Here is a 16,635-nt window from a genome sequence, read left to right as displayed (position 1 = left end):
CGGATGCCGCAAATCGATCATCGCGTCCAGGCGGCTGCGGAAGAAATCCGGTGTGCTCATCGGCGCTTCTCACTCCCGGAAGATAGGCCCATTTCATATTGAAACTGGGAGTTTCGCAACTGCTTATCTGCACCTATCCGCACGCTGCGCTCGGCTTCGCGCGATTCTGCAAGACCGACGAAATACCATGGCCGATTCGACAAGGCAGACTTCATCTACATTGCGCGGGACGACGAATACCAATGTCCAGCTGGCGAACGGGCAATATACCGTTACACCAGCGAGGAACACGGGATGCAGCTACACCGATACTGGAGCAGCGCCTATTCGCAATGCAAAATAAAGTCGCAGTGCACGCCCAGCGGCGAACGACGGATAAGTCGATGGAAGCATGAGTCGGTGCTGGAGGCAGTTCAACGTCGGCTGGACAAAACGCCCGATGCGATGACAGTGCGCAGGCGAACCGTCGAACATGTCTTTGGAACGTTCAAGCACTGGATGGGCTACACGCACTTCCTGACGCGCAGGTTGCCCAATGTAGGTACCGAAATGAGTTTGAACGTACTTGCCTACAATCTCATGCGTGTGCTCAGAATCCTGGGGTTCAGGAAGACGATGAAGGAAATGCTGCTGGCGGGTGCTTGAGCCCCCCGTAGGTCCTGAGATTCACCCAGAACAGCTTGTTAGAAGGCATCAGAGTCGTTTAAAGGGGCGTTGTACCGCATCGGCCGCAGAAACAGTTAAGCGCGCGCGGAGGCGTGAGAGCTGGGCGCCGTGTTGCGGTTCTGCGCATGTTTCCACACAGCCTGGGTCGGGTCCAGCGATCCGCGTCGGGCTTTAGTCCAACGGCCTCTAACGGCCGTTCGCTGAGTGAAGTCAACGGGCGGCTAGACGTCAGCTCAGCCGTTGCAAGCGGCGATTCGACGCTCATGTGCGGGTACCGTGACAAGCCCCTTGTGTTGGTGGCGCGGCAAACGGCGCTCGCGCGTCGCTTTCATGATCGACGGCATTTTTGCAGCGTTGGTCTTGAAGACGCCTACATGCGGCCTGTACGGGCGCGCCTCCGACGAAATCTAGCGGGCCATGGTCGAACTTGTCGCCGTTGAGGTCGGTCAGTGCGACACGGATGCCACCGGCGACGCGCGGCGCTTCACGAGAACGCTCGGCAACGCAATCCGCTTCGATAGAAAGGCCGCACGCGCAACTGGCAACGCGTCGACGCAGTGCACCGGAACACCGATAGAATCGACGACCAGGGAGGTGCCCTACCACGCCCTTATCAGGAGAGAAGGCGGCCTGAAATAATTCGTTGAGGCGTTAGCCGAAGCGTAGCTTGCGCGCGTCAAGGCAGCGTCAACCGGAGAACGCCTCTACGACGCAGCCGGTTGCCTTCCAAGGCAAGGCCGGCCGGTTCGGCTGAGCTGTGAATTGGGAGCGCGCGATCAGCCGCCCGCGCTCACGATACGCCAAACCATGTTGCCGACGTCATCAGCGATCAGAAGACCTCCGTTTCGGTCTTGCGCGACACCTACGGGCGCGCCATAAAGTTCCTTCTGGTCCTGCGACGTGAAGCCCGTCACGATGTCCTTCGGAGCGCCGACCGGTTTGCCGTTCTCGAACGCCACGTAAGAGACGACGTAGCCGCTCAACGGTGAACGGTCCCAGCTGCCGTGCTCGCCGATGAACGCGCCGCCACGGTACTGCGGCGGCAGGTTGTTGCCGGTGTAGAACACGAGTCCCAGCGGCGCAACGTGAGAGCCGATGGCGAAGTCCGGCGGAATCGCCTTGGCGACGAGGTCGGGACGCTGCGGCTGCGCGCGCGGATCGACGTGCTGGCCGTAGTAGCTGTACGGCCAGCCGTAGAAGGCGTTTTCCTTCACGGACGTCAGATAGTCGGGCACGAGATCCGCGCCGATTTCATCGCGCTCGTTGGCGATGGCCCACAGTTGTTCGGTCTTCGGTTCCCATTGCAAGCCGGTGGGATTGCGGATGCCCGCGGCGTAGACGCGGCTCGCGCCAGTCGCCGTATCGACTTCGAGCACGTCAGCGCGACGGTACTCGACTTCCAGACCGTTTTCGCCGACATTGCTGTTGGACCCGACGCCCACATACAGTTTCTTGCCATCGGGACTCGCCAGGAGCGACTTGGTCCAGTGGTGGTTGACGGTATTGGGGAGATCGGCCAGTTCGACCCCACGTTCGACGATGCTCGTTTCACCTGTCTTGTACGGAAATTTGAGGATCGCATCAGTATCGGCGACATAGAGGGTGTCGCCAATCAGCTGCATCCCGAAGGGCGAATGCAGGTTATCGATGAATACATGCTTCTCCCACTCGCCGCTGCCACTGGCAGGCTTTCTCAACAGCGTAATGCGATTGGCACCCTTAGCCTTCTTTCCCGACTTGCTTTCAATCAGGCCGGCGATGAGCTGCTTCGGCGTGGTGACGGCCTCTTCGTTCGGACTGTTGGATTCGGCCACGAGCACGTCGCCATTGGGAAGCGTATAGACCTGACGTGGATGCACGAGGCCCGAGGCGATGCTTTCGATCTTCAGGCCGTCGGGCACCTTGGGCGTGGCGCCGTTCCTCCAGCCGACGTGCTTGGGCACCTGCATCGGCGGGGCGAGGAAGTTGCGGGCCTGCGGAATTGGCGGATTGGATCCTGCCTGATGCGCTGCGTCGTATTGTGCGTGTTCGTTACATCCGCTCAGCAGCGCCGAAACAACGGCGATAGCACCGGCCGCAATGTGCTTATTCATGAACCGCCTCCGCTAGATCGACCCTGTTCATGGACATGGCGACATGAGCAATGCTTAACAGCACGACGGTGATGACCGAGAGAATCACGTTGTCCGGCACCATCGCATACGCGTCGCGGCTATGCACGAAGGTATTGACGATCGCAACTGCAATCCCCGCCAGGTTAAGCCAGAAGTCGATCTGTTCGATGCGCGACACGCGGCGCCGGCGTTGCAACCACACATGACCGAGATTGATCAGCCGCGGAATGATCGCGATGATGAGACCTGCCGTCACGAGCCACGCGGCGCCCTTGCCCCAAAAGACATTGCGCGTGCTCATGTAGGTGACGTCGAAGATTAGCGTGCCGACAAACAGACCATAAGGGATGGGATTCAAGAGTTCGAAAATCGCAGGAGCGAGTCTCGATGAGTGCTGCGCTTGTCTTGGAACGATGGGCGTGGTTGACATAGCAGTCCTCTTTCGATGCACAGCCGGTGCAATCGGTCCCGCAATACGCATGCCCGAACCCTTCGTTTGGCTGTCTGCGCCACCGCGACCCTTGTTGGGCATGGACACTGCTATGCCAAGCAGGAGTACGGTTTCGGCGCAAAGTGGGCGTCGGCACCGCAGGCGCAAGGAGCCAAAATGAAACGATTCATGAGTACAGTGTTGCTCATAGCGCCGCTGGCCTTCGGCGTCGCAAGCTGCAAGAAGGCGCACGACGCCGGCAATGACAGCATGAGCGTGGGCGGGAGCAAGATCGAGGCGTCCGCATCCGGCACAGGAAGCGGCGCGTCGGCTGAGGCACGCAAATAACCACCGTACGATCAGGAGACGATCCCTCGTGCTCAAAGCTGCCATCTTCGATATCGACGGAACGCTGGTCGACTCGGTCGACCTCCATGCGCGCGCCTGGCAGGAGGCGTTCGCTCACTTCGGCCATGAGGTGACGTTCGAGCAGGCGCGCAGTCAGATAGGCAAGGGGGGCGACAAGCTGATTCCGGTGTTTCTCTCGGACGCCGAGCAGCAGGACCATGGCGAAGCGCTTGAGAAGTGGCGCGGTGACCATTTCCGATCGCACTATCTGCCAATGGTTCGCCCGTTCTCGTGTGTGCCCGAGCTGATCGCGCGAGTTCGTGAAGCGGGCCTGAAAGTGGCCGTGGCGTCGTCAGCCAAGAAACAGGAGCTCAACGTGTATCTCGACCTTGCGGGCATCACCGATCTTCTCGATGCTTCGACTTCGTCCGATGACGCCGAAGCGTCCAAGCCGGCGCCTGATATCTTCAATGCCGTGCTGAAAAAGCTCGACGTCGCTGGCGCCGACGCCGTTGCGATCGGCGACAGTCCTTACGATTCGCAGGCCGCGCGCGCGGCGGGAATGGGCTGCATAGGCTTCCTGTCTGGCGGTTTCACCGAGGCGAGTCTCCGGGATGCGGGCTGCCACGCAGTCTATCCCGGCCCGGGCGCGATGCTCGCCTGCTTCGATCTAGCCGGTCCTTCCAGAGATCCGGCAAGTCGACGCACAGCGGCGCCGAGTGGGCACCTTGCATAACGTCCACGGTCGGCGCCTCTCGCGCCCGCGTTCAGAGTTTGGCGAGCCACTGCGCCTTGCTCACGCTCTCCAAGTTATGTCGTGCCCGGACCGGTGCCCTGGGCCGGCGAATGCCGTGCGTGCAGGATTTGGGACATCGACATGGTCTTCTACCACGGCCCGGCGTTCAGGCGGCTGCGCGCGGATGCGTGCGATCGTATCTCGGAAACCGCGAGGAGTCGCCGTAAATGCAGCTTGGCAGCCATTGCGAGTGCGCCGGGGCACGCGCAATGCTGATCAACGGAAACGTCCTAGTGAAGGAGGAGCCGATGCCGACGCGCGACCTGATACCGAAATTGCGCATCGTGCGCGCACCCACCGAAGGCAAGCGGCCCATGCGGTGGCTTCCCGTCGTTGCGTCAAAGGCAGTCGCCGGCTTGCTACTAGTAGCAGGCGCGACCGTAGCGCGCGCCGACGATGTAAAAGACCCCTCCGATTTCCTTGGTTCTGCGATCCAGGATGGCCGCGCTGAGATTGAGTCGTGTCAAATCGCGCTGCGCAAATCGTCGGACGCATCGGTGCAGGCGTTCGCCAAGCGCATGATTACAGACCATAAGTCACTCGATGCTCAGATCGAAAGCCTCGCAAAGCGCAAAGGCTACCGCTTGCCTAGCGGGATATCGATTACTCAAAAGGCGACTCAGGCTGCGTTTACGCCGCTGACCGGGCACGCGTTTGACAAGGTTTTCATGGAGCATAACGTCTCGGACCACAAGGATGACATCAAGCACTTTAGCGACGAGGCGCAGCATGGTAGCGACCCTGACGTACGGGAACTTGCCGCAAGTGCAACGCCCATACTACGCGAGCATTTGAAGTTGGCAGAAGAGACGCGGGTGAAGATCGAGAAATAGACTGGCATGGGCAGCTGCCGTCAGGCTGAACATGACGACCGCAATTGCTTTATCAAAGGTCAATTGTTGGGAGCCTGCGGTGCGCTCGCGATTCAGTGGCTCAGGCCCGCCGCGTGCATTGCCAGGTGCAGCGCGCTCGCGACAATACCGAGCGCAGCGACGCTCGCCGCCCAGATTACGATGAGCCATGCGACGCGCTTGCTCCAGACACGCAACGCGCCGGGTTGTCTTGTTATCAATGATAGTGCTCGCCCTGTCGTACCTTGCCGCGAAACACATAGTACGACCATGTGGTGTAGACAAGGATTAATGGAATGATTAACAACGCGCCGACCAGCGTGAAGAGCTGGCTTTGCAACGGCCCGGCTGCTTCCCAGATGGAGATACCCGGCGGCACGATATTCGGCCAGATACTGATTGCCAGACCGCTGTAGCCGAGAAAGATCAGCGCCAGTGCGAATAGAAACGGTCCCGTATCGGATTCCTGTCGCAGTGAACGTCGCAGCGCATACGCGCACAGCGCAACGAGCAGCGGCACTGGGCAGAACCAGAGCAGATTCGGCAGCGTGAACCAGCGCTGAGCGATGCGCGGTTGGGAGAACGGCGTCCATATGCTGACGACAACGATCGCGGCGAGCAGCGTCCAGACAAGCCGTTCGGCGAGATGGATCATAGCCTGCCGAAGTTTTCCGTCCGTCTTCATGACAAGCCACGTCGCGCCGAGCAGCGCGTATGCGGCAAGCACGCCGATACCGCAGAACACCGGAAAAGGCCGCAGCCAGTCGAGTGGGCCGCCGGCGAACGCATACCCGCTGACACGCACGCCAGCGATGTACGCGCCGAGCGATACGCCCTGGAAGAACGACGCGACAAATGAGCCCCCAATAAACGCGGCATCCCATATGGGGCGCTCCCGGTCGTTCGCCTTGAAGCGAAATTCGAAAGCGACCCCACGGAAAATAAGCCCCAGCAGCATGAATATCAGCGGCAGGTATAGGGCGCTGAGCAGAATCGAATACGCCGCAGGGAAGGCAGCTAACATGCCTGCGCCGCCCAGCACCAGCCATGTCTCGTTGCCGTCCCAGACGGGCGCGACGGTGTTCATCATCACGTCGCGTTCGGCGCGCGTCGAGACGAACGCAAAGAGCAGCCCGATGCCCAGATCAAAGCCGTCCATGACGACGTACATCATCACGCCAAAAAAAATGATTGCTACCCAGATCAGCGAGATGTCGACGCGCATTATCGCCGGCTCCTTGAATCTTGACGCAGCGTGGTACCTGACGACTCGTCGCCAACAGCCGATAGCGGTCGAGCCGGCGTGCGCTCCTGTCCCGGGCCGCCTGACGGTAGCCCTGCTTCGAGGTACTGCGACGGTCCATTTCGCACAAGGCGCAGGATGTAGGCGATGCCAATGCCAAACACGAAGAAGTACGACACTACGAATAGTGTGGCCGATAGCGCCAGTTGCGGCATGCCGCTTGGCGAGGTCGCCTCGGCAGTACGCTGCAGGCCGTAGACGACCCACGGCTGCCTGCCGATTTCTGTTGTCAGCCAGCCGGCAAGAAGCGCGACCAGGCCCATCGGACCCATCAGCAGTGTTGCACGCAGGAACGGGCGAGTTCGGTGGAGCCGGTCGCCACGGCGCAGCAGCAAACTCCACAGCCCGAGCATGATCATCAGTGTTCCGAGTCCCACCATCGCCCGGAACGTCCAGAAGATGATCGTCGAATTGGGCCGGTCCTCGGGAGCAAAGTCCTTGAGGCCTTTGAACTGCCTGGTCCAGCTGTGCGTGAGAATCAGACTGCCCAGGTGAGGAATCTCGATGGCGAAGCGTGTCTGTTCGCGCTGCATATCAGGCCAGCCGATCAGGATCAGCGGCACGGCTTCATTGCCACGATTCTCCCAATGCCCCTCCATCGCGGCAATCTTTGCGGGCTGGTGCACCAGCGTGTTGCGACCGTGCGCATCCCCGACGACCGCCTGGATTGGCGCGACGACCAGCACCATCCACATCGCCATCGACAGCATTTTGCGGATCGCAGCATTGTCACGACCATGCAGCAGATGCCATGCCGCCGACGCGGCCACGAACAAGGCGGTCGCGAGAAACGCCGCCAGACTCATGTGAACGAGGCGATATGGAAATGACGGATTGAAGATGACTTGCAGCCAACGCACCGGCACGATGCGACCATTAACGATCTCGTATCCTTGTGGCGTTTGCATCCAGCTATTGGACGCGAGTATCCACGTCGCCGAGATCAGCGTACCGATCGCGACCAGCAGAGTTGCCAGGAAGTGAAGCGCGGCGCCCACCTTGTTCCATCCAAACAGCATGACGCCGAGAAAGCCCGCTTCGAGGAAGAACGCGGTAAGCACTTCATAAGTCAGCAGCGGCCCAGTCACGCCTCCGGCAAACACCGCGAAACGAGACCAATTGGTGCCGAACTGGTAAGCCATCACGATCCCCGACACGACGCCCATGCCGAAATTGACAGCGAAGATCTTCAGCCAAAAGTGATAAAGGTCGCGATAGACGTTCCGGCGGGTGCGAAGCCAGCACGCTTCAAGGACGGCCAAATAGCTGGCCATGCCAATCGTAATCGCAGGGAACAGAATGTGAAAGGATATCGTGAAGCCAAACTGAAAACGGGCGAGGTCAAGCACCGTCAGGCCGAACATGCGTTTCGCTCCTTCAACATAACCAGCTAGTCGGCGCTTTCGCAAACGCAGTAGTCGTACCTGCCTTGGCATTTGGCCGACTGCGAGTTTGTCCTCGGCCCGCCGTCCGACGTCTGGGCCAAATGCCGACTCGTCGACGGCGTTCCTGCAAACCACGATAGACATGGTAGTTGATGGCGGGGAATACGCCCTCAGGAGATCGATTTCATGCCACCGACGCGGCCTTCTCCCGGCTCATTGGCTGCACTTCGCTTTCTTCGCGCCGTGGGGCTGCAGTGCGCGAATGGACCGTAAAGCTTCCATGAGATGAAACGGGGGAGGACTGAGCGCCGGATTCGCTACATCTCGTCCAGCAGCTAAGGTATGAGGGTTGCTGAGAACGTGACGCATGTCGGAGTCTCCTCGCGACCTCGCCCCGCTCCTCGGCGGGGTTTTTTTTGACCGCTCCGTTCTGACGTTCGCTTTGTCTCTCATTGGGGCAAGGCCGCAGGCCGCGCCAGGCTCTAAAGTGTGAGGAGGTTCGGGACCGCGTAGCGGCTGTGCATAGGCCGGGTTCATCGGTCGGTGTGCAGCGGACTAGTGCACACGCGGTTAACCGCCAATCTATGGGCGACGTCCTTACCTTTTGGCCTTCGTTGCCCGCTTCGGCGGGCTGTTTTCTTTTTGTTTGTCCCCGAAAAAGTTACTAACAACGGAGTGCGCCCCTCGGAAGGCGCGTTGATAGATCATGATTGCCCGCTTCGGCGGGCTTCTTTTCGCCTGTTCTCTCGAATTCTCGCGCGCGTTCTTTTTAGATACGTTTTTTAGACGTTTTTAAGAAGCTGAAACCCTGGAAGACGACCTATGCATAACGGCAAACCGTCACCGAATTCAAGGCAAAAAATGCTGTTCCACGCTGTGTCTTTTATGCGAGCAGGTATAAATTACCTATTCATCTTAACGGTCGCCGCGAAAGCGACACGACACGCGCAATTTTTTGTTCAGTTTTTTTCCACCGTGCCGTTCTCCATCGGGTAGCACCATCGAGCACACCGGCTTATTTTCCGGAAGCAAACTTGACAGCACCCATTTGAAGAAAGAATGAACTACGAACAAAGGCAAGGTGCGCCCGACGCAGGCGGCCATGAGTTTCTGATTTTTAATTTGGGCCACGAGCAATACGGGATCGACATCCTCAAGGTGCAGGAGATCCGAGGATATGACGCAGTCACCCGGATCGCGAACGCGCCCTCGTTTATCAAAGGCGTAACTAACCTTCGCGGCGTCATCGTGCCGATTGCCGACCTACGCCTGAAGTTCGAATTGGAAAGCGCGGTGTACGACGACCAAACGGTCGTCGTCGTGCTCAACGTCGCTGGCCGGGTGGTTGGCATCGTTGTTGACGGCGTGTCCGACGTCCTGACCCTCACCGCGGAGCAGATCCGCCCCGCGCCAGAGTTCAACTCGACGCTCAACACGGCCTTTATCACGGGCATCGGTACGGTTGATGACCGTATGCTCATTCTGATGGACATCGAGAAGCTCATGACGAGCGAGGAGATGGCGCTGATGGTGGGCGCTGCCGTATAAGGCGGCGTTGTTGTCTCAAGCACGGCTGATATCGCCCCCGCCTTTTGTCGAAGGTGGACAGCGAGTCGGGTCACTGCAACCTATGCTTCCCGCAATCCGCTGGACTTCTATCCAGCAACACATCATAAAGGCTGTAGGGCCTATGCTGCCCGCAGCAAAACGAACTCAGGTGAATGAACCGCATGACCTTCTCTAAAAAACTTTGGCTACCGCTGCTTCTTAGCCTTGTATGCCTCGCAGGAGTATCCGTGGCAGACGCGTATCGCATGCGCGCGTTGCGCATGGAAGAAACGCAACGCGACCTCAAACATGCGACCGAGGTGGCCAACAGCATTGTCAAGGAGTTTGCACAGCAAGCGGCCAGCGGCTCGATCACGCAAGACAAAGCGAAGGAAAGTGCACTGAACGCGCTCCGCGGCGTTCGTTTCGGCGACAACGGATACTTCAGCGTCTTCGATTCCCAGGCGAAAGTCCTCGCGCATCCAATCAAGCCGGAATTCGTCGGCAAGACGATGATGGAATTCAGGGACCCGAACGGCGTCTTCCTTTATCGGGAGCTCATCGATGTAGGCAAGCGCCAGGGGACCGGCTACACCTATTATTCCTTTGCCAAGCCCGGTAGCAATGAGATCCTGCCGAAGATGTCCTATGTGTCGATGTATCAGCCGTGGGACTGGTTCCTCGTCACAGGCGTCTACATCGACGATATCAATGCGGCGTTCTACTCGTCGCTTGGCTGGAGCCTGGGGGGACTAGCCGTGATCGCGGTCGTGCTGAGCGTTGTGGTGTCGCGTCTTAATCGCGGCATTCTCCGCTCGATGGGCGGGGAACCGGCATACGCCGCTGAAGTGGCGAATCAGATTGCCGACAACAACCTGACCGTCGACGTCGCTACCGCTGTCGACGACCGTTCAAGCCTGATGTATTCGATGGCCCGCATGCGCACCCAACTGCTGGGTGCCATCGACAGCGTGAAGACGTCCGCCAACGCAATCGCGAGCGCAAGCCGCGAAATCGCGGTGGGAAACACGGACTTGTCGTCGCGCACGGAACAGCAGGCGGCTTCGCTCGAGGAAACCGCTGCGAGCATGGAAGAACTGACTGCGGCCGTGAAGCACAATTCCGAGAACGCACGTCAGGCGAGCGGACTAGCTGGGACCGCGCGCGACGTTGCGAACGAAGGAGCGACGATTGTGGGCGACGTTGTCGGCACGATGGCCGAGATCGAGCAAAGCTCACAGAAGATTGCCGAAATCATCGGCATGATCGAGGGGATCGCGTTCCAGACCAATATCTTGGCGCTCAATGCGGCCGTGGAAGCGGCGCGTGCCGGCGAACAGGGCCGCGGCTTCGCAGTCGTTGCGAGCGAGGTTCGCAGTCTCGCGCAACGGTCGTCCACTGCCGCAAAGGAGATTCGCGAGTTGATCGAGGCGTCCGGTACGCGCGTGCATGCGGGCACCGAACTCGTCGGCCGCGCCGGCGAGACGATGACGAAGATCAGCTCGGCGATCCAGAAAGTGACCGACATCATGGACGAGATCGCTTCCGCATCGAACGAACAGAGTCGCGGCATCGAGCAGGTGAATCAAGCGATCAGCCAGATGGACGAGGTCACCCAGCAAAACGCGGCGCTCGTCGAGCAGGCGGCGGCCGCTGCCGGTTCGCTCCAGGACCAGGCCGAAACGCTGCGCGCGACGATGGCCGTGTTCAGGACGGCCGCCTGATCCGCCGTCATCGGGCGGGGCGCGGCTGACCTGACTTCGCGCGGCTATTGGTAAGCGCATAGCCGTTCCAATAGCCCCGCAGTCGACGCCGAGAGCGACGGACAAACGAAACCCAACGAAGTCACAGCGTGCCATGATGGAGCTGGTTGACCAAGGCTTGCTCGTCGAGAAAATGGCGCTGGGCCTCCCTCCAGCGAAGAGTCAGGAGGAGATGGCCCGTGAGAAATAACTGTCGCTTTCATAACCCTTCAATCGGGGTCCGCCGGTTCGCAGGCGGGCAGGACGACGACAATAAGAGTCCTTCCCCGCACCTGCCGCGGCATCTCGTCGATGACCGATCCTTCCTTCAGATCCGGTCAACTGACGGGGACCCTTGTGCGTCGTTCCTTCAGCGGACACAAGCGAAGCAGTAAGCTCGATCGAGCGGCAAGGTTCCACGAGCCTAGTGCGCCATCGGCGCCACGGATGCGCCGTCGATCCGACGCCGCGCCAACGCGTCCGCGAGAAATCCCGACGCCTTCTTTTCCTCGACGAACCGCGCGAGCACATCCGCTGCGACGGGTCCGCGGTTCTTAGGTACGCCCATTGCCTGCCGGATGATCGCGGCGCGCCTTTGCTCGCCCGCCCGCGCGACCGGCTTCAGTGGGTGAAGCGCCGACGTTCGCGCCCCGTTCACGGGCGCCGGGCGCGGCTCGACTTTCTACTTCGGCAATCGGCCATTAAGAGACGATCGCCAAGCCTAGCCGGACGACCGCTGATTGGTCCACTTCAGTCATTCGGCGTTCAACAAACATATGAGTGAAGTACCCGATGCTACGAATGGAACAGGTCATCGACGATGCGCCGCACCGTGGTGGTGGCGACTCGCTCACACCACCACTCAGTCTCTTAGTAAGCGCGCTCTACACGACAGAAAGAACAGCAGGATCTCCGGAGCCCCAGACGTTGTCGACCGTGTTCCGTGTGATGACCCAGACGTCGCCCTTTCTTGCCAGTTCGACATCGTAGCGGTTCTTCATTAGGTAATGGCGAGTGTGATCGTGGCGAGGGACATGCTGGGCTTCCACGAGTGCGTCCAAGCGTGCGTTATCACCGTCGATAGTGACACGCGGGTTTGTCACGGAGTGCGTCGTATCCAGTGTCGCGAGCGAGGTCGTAAGGGCTGCGACGATAGCGTCTCTGCCCTCGATGACCGGATATTCGAACCCAGCTTTAGCGGCAGCTGGTCGAAAGTCCGATACGGCGTTCTCTGCGAGAGAGGACGATAGAAGGCTCTCGTCGCGAAGATCGATGCCAGCGGCAAAACGATAGAGAGCATCGACGACCGCAAGCCTGTCTGCGGTCTCGTTGGCGAGTGATGGTGACGTGGTCATGAGCATAGTCCTTGCTGTTCCGGAGGCTTGCGAAGTGAAGCCCTCCCCGGCGTCAGCGCCCTTGCAAGCGCCAATTGTTGCGTTCCGTGATGCTTATTCGAGATCTGCGTCGATGCGTTCGACAAGACCGTCAGAGTTGATCGTGATCTTGAGAGCCCCAATCTCGTGGCCAAAGTCGCCCGTGAAATCGAGTCGAGCGACGGTATTGAAGTCGTCCAGTTGCTCGAGCGAAAGAAGCTTGCTGGTGGTTTTATAAGCAACGAAGAATTGCTCGAGGTATAGGCGAATACCTTCGGTGCCGACAAAGGCGTCGCCAACCGAAACGTCGTCGATAACTGCATCGGACGTGAAGAGGGCCAACGCGCCCTCGACGTCGAAGGCATTGGCGGTCTGGATGAATGTATCGACGAGCTTCTGCATGGGCTGCTCCTCACACGTCGACGATGGTGGTGTCGGCGATTGTCTCGGCAAAGCCGTTGCCGAACAGCATCGCGGGGGTCTGGAAACCCGGACGGGCCTCGCCGGCCAGAACGCGACGGCCCGTCTCGGCGGCAGCGGTCGCCGTGAACGTGTAGCCGTTGACCGTATCGAGAACCGATCGGATGACCTCGCCGTCGGAATCGGTGACCTCAACGAGGGCCTGATACCGATTGGCGAACCGTTCCTGTTCGCTCGGTCCGTCTGGAAGCGCCGAGAGATCACCTTGCGGAAATCCGTCGCCCGTCAAGTGGACGAAGGTCTCAATGTCCGGAACGTTCGTCGACCGCCAGATGGTGATGAGATCGGGAAGTGTCACCTGAAAGCAGTCGACGGCACCCTTGCCGAAGTTGAGTTTTCGGATGGCTCCAGCAGACCGGGCAACGAGCTTCCCGTCGGCACGCGCCAGAGTTTCGGCGGTGACGCTTCCCATGGCGCTGACGGCCGAGCCGCGGGACAGGCCGCCCGAGACATGCATGGCCACCCTGATGCTCGAAGGATTCTTCGTTCTCGCAACGGCGTGTCCGGCAAGGCAGCCGAGCATCGCGACGCTGCCTCCGCTGCCCGGTAGCAGCATGACACCTGCAGCCCTGGCCTCGACGTCGAGCACTTCGGCCAGACGGTAGGAGTCAAGTTCCGCGGCGACGTCGAGGTAATGGACGCGATTGCGGATACCGCCTCTCATTAGGACATCGGCGGTCTTGGCGAACGGACCCGCGCAGTTGAGAAGGGCGCCGACGTCGCCCAGTGACCGATCAATCACAGCGGTGTCTTCGAGCGCGAAGACCCGATGCTCCACACCGAGGCTTGCGGCGAGCGGTACGAGCGTCGCCTCATTGCGTCCCGCGAGAATAAGGGGCGTGCCTGCTGCCGAGGCGTGTTCCGCCGCCATGCGGCCGGTGTAGCCCGTCGCGCCGTAAATCATTAGTTTCTTCATGTCAGTGCTGCCATTCCTTGTAGACGAATTCGAGGCTGTAGCCGTCGGGGTCGCGAACCTGAGCCGCGTAGTAGCGGGGGTCGTAGTGAAGTTGCGGTCCGGGCGGATGGATTTCGGTGGCACCTGCCGCCATCGCCGCCGCGAAGGCCGCATCGACCTCGCGCTTGCCATCGGCGATGAAGCCGACATGAGCGGCGCGGCCTTCGACCGTACCTTCGCGCAGCCAGAAGAACACGCGACCGTTCGCGCCGAAACCCTTGAGATCGGGGTGGCCGGCAGGGCCTTGCCTGCCGTCGTAGTCGACCGCATGGGCGATACCGAGCGGTGCGAGCGCCTTCTCGTAGAAGGCAATCGAGCGGTCGATATTGCTGACGGATATGAAGACGTGGTCGAGCATGGCGCTCTCTCCTCTATTTAGATGATGTAGCCGCCCGCCACTTCGATGTTCTGGGCGTTGATCCAGCGGTTCTCTTCGGACAGCAGGCTGGCGATGACGCGGCCGACCTCTTCCGGTTCGCCGATCCGGCCGAGCGCAGTCTGCCCCGCAAGCATGGCCTCGAAATCTTCGTTCAATCCACCGCCCAGCTCTGTGCGGATCGCGCCCGGAGCGATCGAGTTCGCCCTGATTCGGCGCTCGCCGAATTCCTTGGCCATGTAGCGCGTCAGAACCTGCAGGGCGCCCTTGAAGGCGGCATAAGGCGCGACGCCCGCGGTGGCGACGCGGCTGGTCGCGCTGGTGACGTTGACGACGTGGCCGCCGTCTTCGATCATTGGCAGAAGCGCCTGAGTCAGGAAGAACGGCCCCTTGAGGTGGACGTTGAACAGGCCGTCGAACTGCTCCTCGGTTACATCAGAGATCGGAGCATAGAGCCCGTACCCAGCGTTGTTGACAAGGAAGTCGAATGTCTCTCTGCCCCAGATGGCCTTGATCCTTGCACAAACCGTTTCGCGGAACTCAGGAAACGAGCGGCTGTTGCGGACGTCAAGCTTCAGAGCGACAGCCTTCCCACCAATCCCGGCGATGGCCTTCACAACGTCTGCCGCCTTTTCCGGATTACTGTTGTAGGTGACGATCACGCCCATGCCGCGCCTGGCGCATTCGAGAGCGGTGCTGGCCCCAAGGCCGCGACTGCTTCCGGTCACGATGACGATCTTCATGCGTCTCTCCTGTGTGTCTGGTGTGAGAAGAGACTACGACTATCGACCACCGCACACCCACCCAATCCTCCTCAAAGCTTGCCTATTTCTGCTTTCACCTTGTATGCTCAAATGGCCTCTGTTAGGTTCGGACCATGGAACAGCAACTGCAAGAACTGAGAGCACTGGCCTCCAGGGCCGAGAACAAGCGCACGGAAACCGGCATCCCGCGTGTCGCCATGGTCCAGGGTGAAATCCCCGAGCACCAGCTCGCCGCCGTCTACGATCCAATGATCAACCTGATCCTGACGGGATCCAAGACGATGACGGTCGGCGACCGGACCTTTCACTATGACCCGGCGACCTACTTCGTCATGTCCGTGGATCTCCCGGCCGTCGGGTCCGTCCATCCGGCCGCGACAGGCGAGCCGTATCTTGCAGTCAGTCTGACACTTGACCCCGCAATTGTTGCGGCGCTTATCCGCGACTTGCCGGTGCAGGTCTGCAGCACGCTGTTCGGTTCGGGATTCTCGGTTGCGCCGGTCAATGGCGAGCTTCTCGACGCCTGGATTCGAATGCTCCGGCTGATGGAACGGCCGGACGAGATCGCGGTGCTCTCTCCCGGTTACGAGCGTGAGATTTTGTTCCGGGTGCTTCAGGGGTCGCTCGGCTGGATGCTGCGAGACATCGCATCGCCGGACACGGCGCTTTCGCGTATCGGTGTCGCAATCAACTGGATACGCCGCAACTTTACCGAACAGATAAGGGTGGAGGCGCTGGCCGAGATGGCGGCGTTGAGCGTTTCGGCATTCCATCGCCATTTCAAGGCGGTGACGGCGTTGAGTCCGCTGCAGTATCAGAAGCGCGTACGGTTGTTGCACGCGCGGTCGCAACTGATCTCCGGCCAGGGTAACGCGACGTCGATCGCATTCAGCGTCGGCTACGAAAGCCCGAACCAGTTCAGCCGGGAATATGCTCGCATGTTCGGCCTGCCACCTTCCAGAGACCTTGCGAAAGCCACGCGGGAGCTCCGGGGCGCGTGACAACCGCGCTAAAAATGTGCCTCAGGCGGTCTTCGCCCGAGCATCGAACATTCCCCGCGCACTGGCGATGGAAGAAAAGACATTGAGAAGGCCTGGCTAAAAGTCCCTCACGGGTCGCCTCCTGGTCGTTAGCCGATCGAGTCACAGAGCGTCGAGTCGACCGGGATGTTCGATGTCTGGTATGCCGGTGTCAAAAGACGCTGGCAGGCTGGATGCCAGCGGCCTTTCAGGGTCGGGCAGCGAATTCGCCTCGTGATCGCAGCTCTTTGGTCGGCGCTCGAACTGGGAGCTTCGGAAACCGGCCAGGAAGAGACGGTCAATGGGTTGTTGCGAAAGGGCCGATGATTGTCGAGATAGCGGCCGTTCGGCAATTCGGCAATTCGGCAATTCGGCGACGGAGCAGTCCATCGGCGCAGATGTTCCGATCGATTATCACAAACTACCGAATCACGACAATGCTGGCTCTATCCTGCGGAGCGTCACCGGGATCCAGTTCCGGGTTC

Annotated in this window: 17 protein-coding genes and 2 pseudogenes; 8 read left to right on the top strand and 11 right to left on the bottom strand. The window is 60.1% G+C overall.

Annotation, left to right across the window (positions count from 1 at the left end; all coding sequences use genetic code 11):
• Positions 1-180: 180 nt before the first annotated feature.
• Both AWB66_RS29185 and AWB66_RS29180 read left to right on the top strand, forming a co-directional pair.
• Positions 181-645, top strand: a pseudogene (locus AWB66_RS29185) (transposase); the annotation flags it as partial.
• Between the two features lie 438 nt (positions 646-1,083).
• Positions 1,084-1,305, top strand: a complete 222-nt coding sequence (locus AWB66_RS29180) for a hypothetical protein (RefSeq protein WP_087633529.1) — start codon at positions 1,084-1,086, stop codon at positions 1,303-1,305.
• A 137-nt stretch (positions 1,306-1,442) separates the two neighbouring features.
• On the opposite strand, the gene AWB66_RS29175 is transcribed toward AWB66_RS29180, so the two are convergent.
• On the bottom strand, positions 1,443-2,759 hold the full coding sequence (locus tag AWB66_RS29175; RefSeq protein WP_087633528.1) for a PQQ-dependent sugar dehydrogenase: 1,317 nt from the start codon (positions 2,757-2,759) through the stop codon (positions 1,443-1,445).
• Complete coding sequence (locus AWB66_RS29170) at positions 2,752-3,210, bottom strand: DUF2231 domain-containing protein (protein ID WP_087633527.1); 459 nt, start codon at positions 3,208-3,210, stop codon at positions 2,752-2,754. The genes AWB66_RS29175 and AWB66_RS29170 overlap by 8 nt, the downstream gene beginning before the upstream one ends.
• A 177-nt stretch (positions 3,211-3,387) precedes the next feature.
• On the opposite strand from AWB66_RS29170, the gene AWB66_RS33845 reads away from it, so the two are divergent.
• The 3 genes from AWB66_RS33845 to AWB66_RS29160 all read left to right on the top strand — a co-directional run bounded on the left by AWB66_RS33845 (position 3,388) and on the right by AWB66_RS29160 (position 5,187).
• Positions 3,388-3,558: a hypothetical protein gene (locus AWB66_RS33845; protein WP_159462966.1), complete on the top strand. Its 171-nt coding sequence runs from the start codon at positions 3,388-3,390 to the stop codon at positions 3,556-3,558.
• A gap of 28 nt (positions 3,559-3,586) precedes the next feature.
• A complete protein-coding gene (locus tag AWB66_RS29165; protein ID WP_087633526.1) occupies positions 3,587-4,294 on the top strand; it encodes an HAD family hydrolase in 708 nt (235 codons plus the stop codon).
• 227 nt (positions 4,295-4,521) lie between these two features.
• Entirely contained in the window at positions 4,522-5,187 is a 666-nt protein-coding gene (locus tag AWB66_RS29160) for a DUF4142 domain-containing protein (RefSeq protein WP_087633525.1), read from the top strand.
• Positions 5,188-5,279: 92 nt separating this feature from the next.
• Here the strand turns inward: AWB66_RS29160 and AWB66_RS29155 are convergent, their stop codons facing one another.
• The 3 genes from AWB66_RS29155 to AWB66_RS29145 are packed head-to-tail and all read right to left on the bottom strand — an operon-like array spanning position 5,280 to position 7,872.
• Entirely contained in the window at positions 5,280-5,477 is a 198-nt protein-coding gene (locus AWB66_RS29155; protein WP_087633524.1) for a DUF2474 domain-containing protein, read from the bottom strand.
• Positions 5,423-6,430: a cytochrome d ubiquinol oxidase subunit II gene (gene cydB / locus AWB66_RS29150; protein ID WP_087633523.1), complete on the bottom strand. Its 1,008-nt coding sequence runs from the start codon at positions 6,428-6,430 to the stop codon at positions 5,423-5,425. The genes AWB66_RS29155 and cydB overlap by 55 nt, the downstream gene beginning before the upstream one ends.
• Entirely contained in the window at positions 6,430-7,872 is a 1,443-nt protein-coding gene (locus AWB66_RS29145; RefSeq protein WP_087633522.1) for a cytochrome ubiquinol oxidase subunit I, read from the bottom strand. Before AWB66_RS29145 ends, cydB begins: the two co-directional genes overlap by 1 nt.
• Before the next feature lie 1,080 nt (positions 7,873-8,952).
• Here AWB66_RS29145 and AWB66_RS29140 point away from each other — a divergent pair.
• A complete protein-coding gene (locus tag AWB66_RS29140; protein WP_087633521.1) occupies positions 8,953-9,441 on the top strand; it encodes a chemotaxis protein CheW in 489 nt (162 codons plus the stop codon).
• 173 nt (positions 9,442-9,614) lie between these two features.
• The gene (locus AWB66_RS29135; RefSeq protein ID WP_200819095.1) at positions 9,615-11,165 is read left to right on the top strand and encodes a methyl-accepting chemotaxis protein; all 1,551 of its coding nucleotides are present in this window, start codon (positions 9,615-9,617) and stop codon (positions 11,163-11,165) included.
• 442 nt (positions 11,166-11,607) lie between these two features.
• Here the strand turns inward: AWB66_RS29135 and AWB66_RS29130 are convergent.
• From AWB66_RS29130 to AWB66_RS29105, 6 genes and pseudogenes are all read right to left on the bottom strand, one after another.
• A pseudogene (locus AWB66_RS29130) lies at positions 11,608-11,775 on the bottom strand (ABC transporter substrate-binding protein); the annotation flags it as partial.
• 292 nt (positions 11,776-12,067) lie between these two features.
• A complete protein-coding gene (locus tag AWB66_RS29125; RefSeq protein ID WP_087633520.1) occupies positions 12,068-12,538 on the bottom strand; it encodes a nuclear transport factor 2 family protein in 471 nt (156 codons plus the stop codon).
• Between the two features lie 93 nt (positions 12,539-12,631).
• Positions 12,632-12,958 (bottom strand): nuclear transport factor 2 family protein, encoded by a 327-nt coding sequence (locus tag AWB66_RS29120; RefSeq protein ID WP_087633519.1) that lies wholly within the window; start codon positions 12,956-12,958, stop codon positions 12,632-12,634.
• Positions 12,959-12,968: 10 nt separating this feature from the next.
• Positions 12,969-13,952: a saccharopine dehydrogenase NADP-binding domain-containing protein gene (locus AWB66_RS29115; protein ID WP_087633518.1), complete on the bottom strand. Its 984-nt coding sequence runs from the start codon at positions 13,950-13,952 to the stop codon at positions 12,969-12,971.
• A gap of 1 nt (position 13,953) precedes the next feature.
• Complete coding sequence (locus AWB66_RS29110; protein ID WP_087633517.1) at positions 13,954-14,349, bottom strand: VOC family protein; 396 nt, start codon at positions 14,347-14,349, stop codon at positions 13,954-13,956.
• A 17-nt stretch (positions 14,350-14,366) separates the two neighbouring features.
• Positions 14,367-15,110, bottom strand: coding sequence for an SDR family NAD(P)-dependent oxidoreductase (locus AWB66_RS29105; protein ID WP_087633516.1), 744 nt, complete (start codon positions 15,108-15,110; stop codon positions 14,367-14,369).
• A 134-nt stretch (positions 15,111-15,244) separates the two neighbouring features.
• Here AWB66_RS29105 and AWB66_RS29100 point away from each other — a divergent pair, with 134 nt between their 5' ends.
• Complete coding sequence (locus tag AWB66_RS29100; protein WP_087633515.1) at positions 15,245-16,132, top strand: AraC family transcriptional regulator; 888 nt, start codon at positions 15,245-15,247, stop codon at positions 16,130-16,132.
• Positions 16,133-16,635 lie beyond the last annotated feature (503 nt).

It is taken from the genome of Caballeronia telluris (genome assembly GCF_001544495.1).
Classification (GTDB): Bacteria; Pseudomonadota; Gammaproteobacteria; order Burkholderiales; family Burkholderiaceae; genus Caballeronia; species Caballeronia telluris.
Note: the sequence above shows the minus strand (reverse complement) of the source record. Positions and strands in the feature narration are given on the sequence as shown.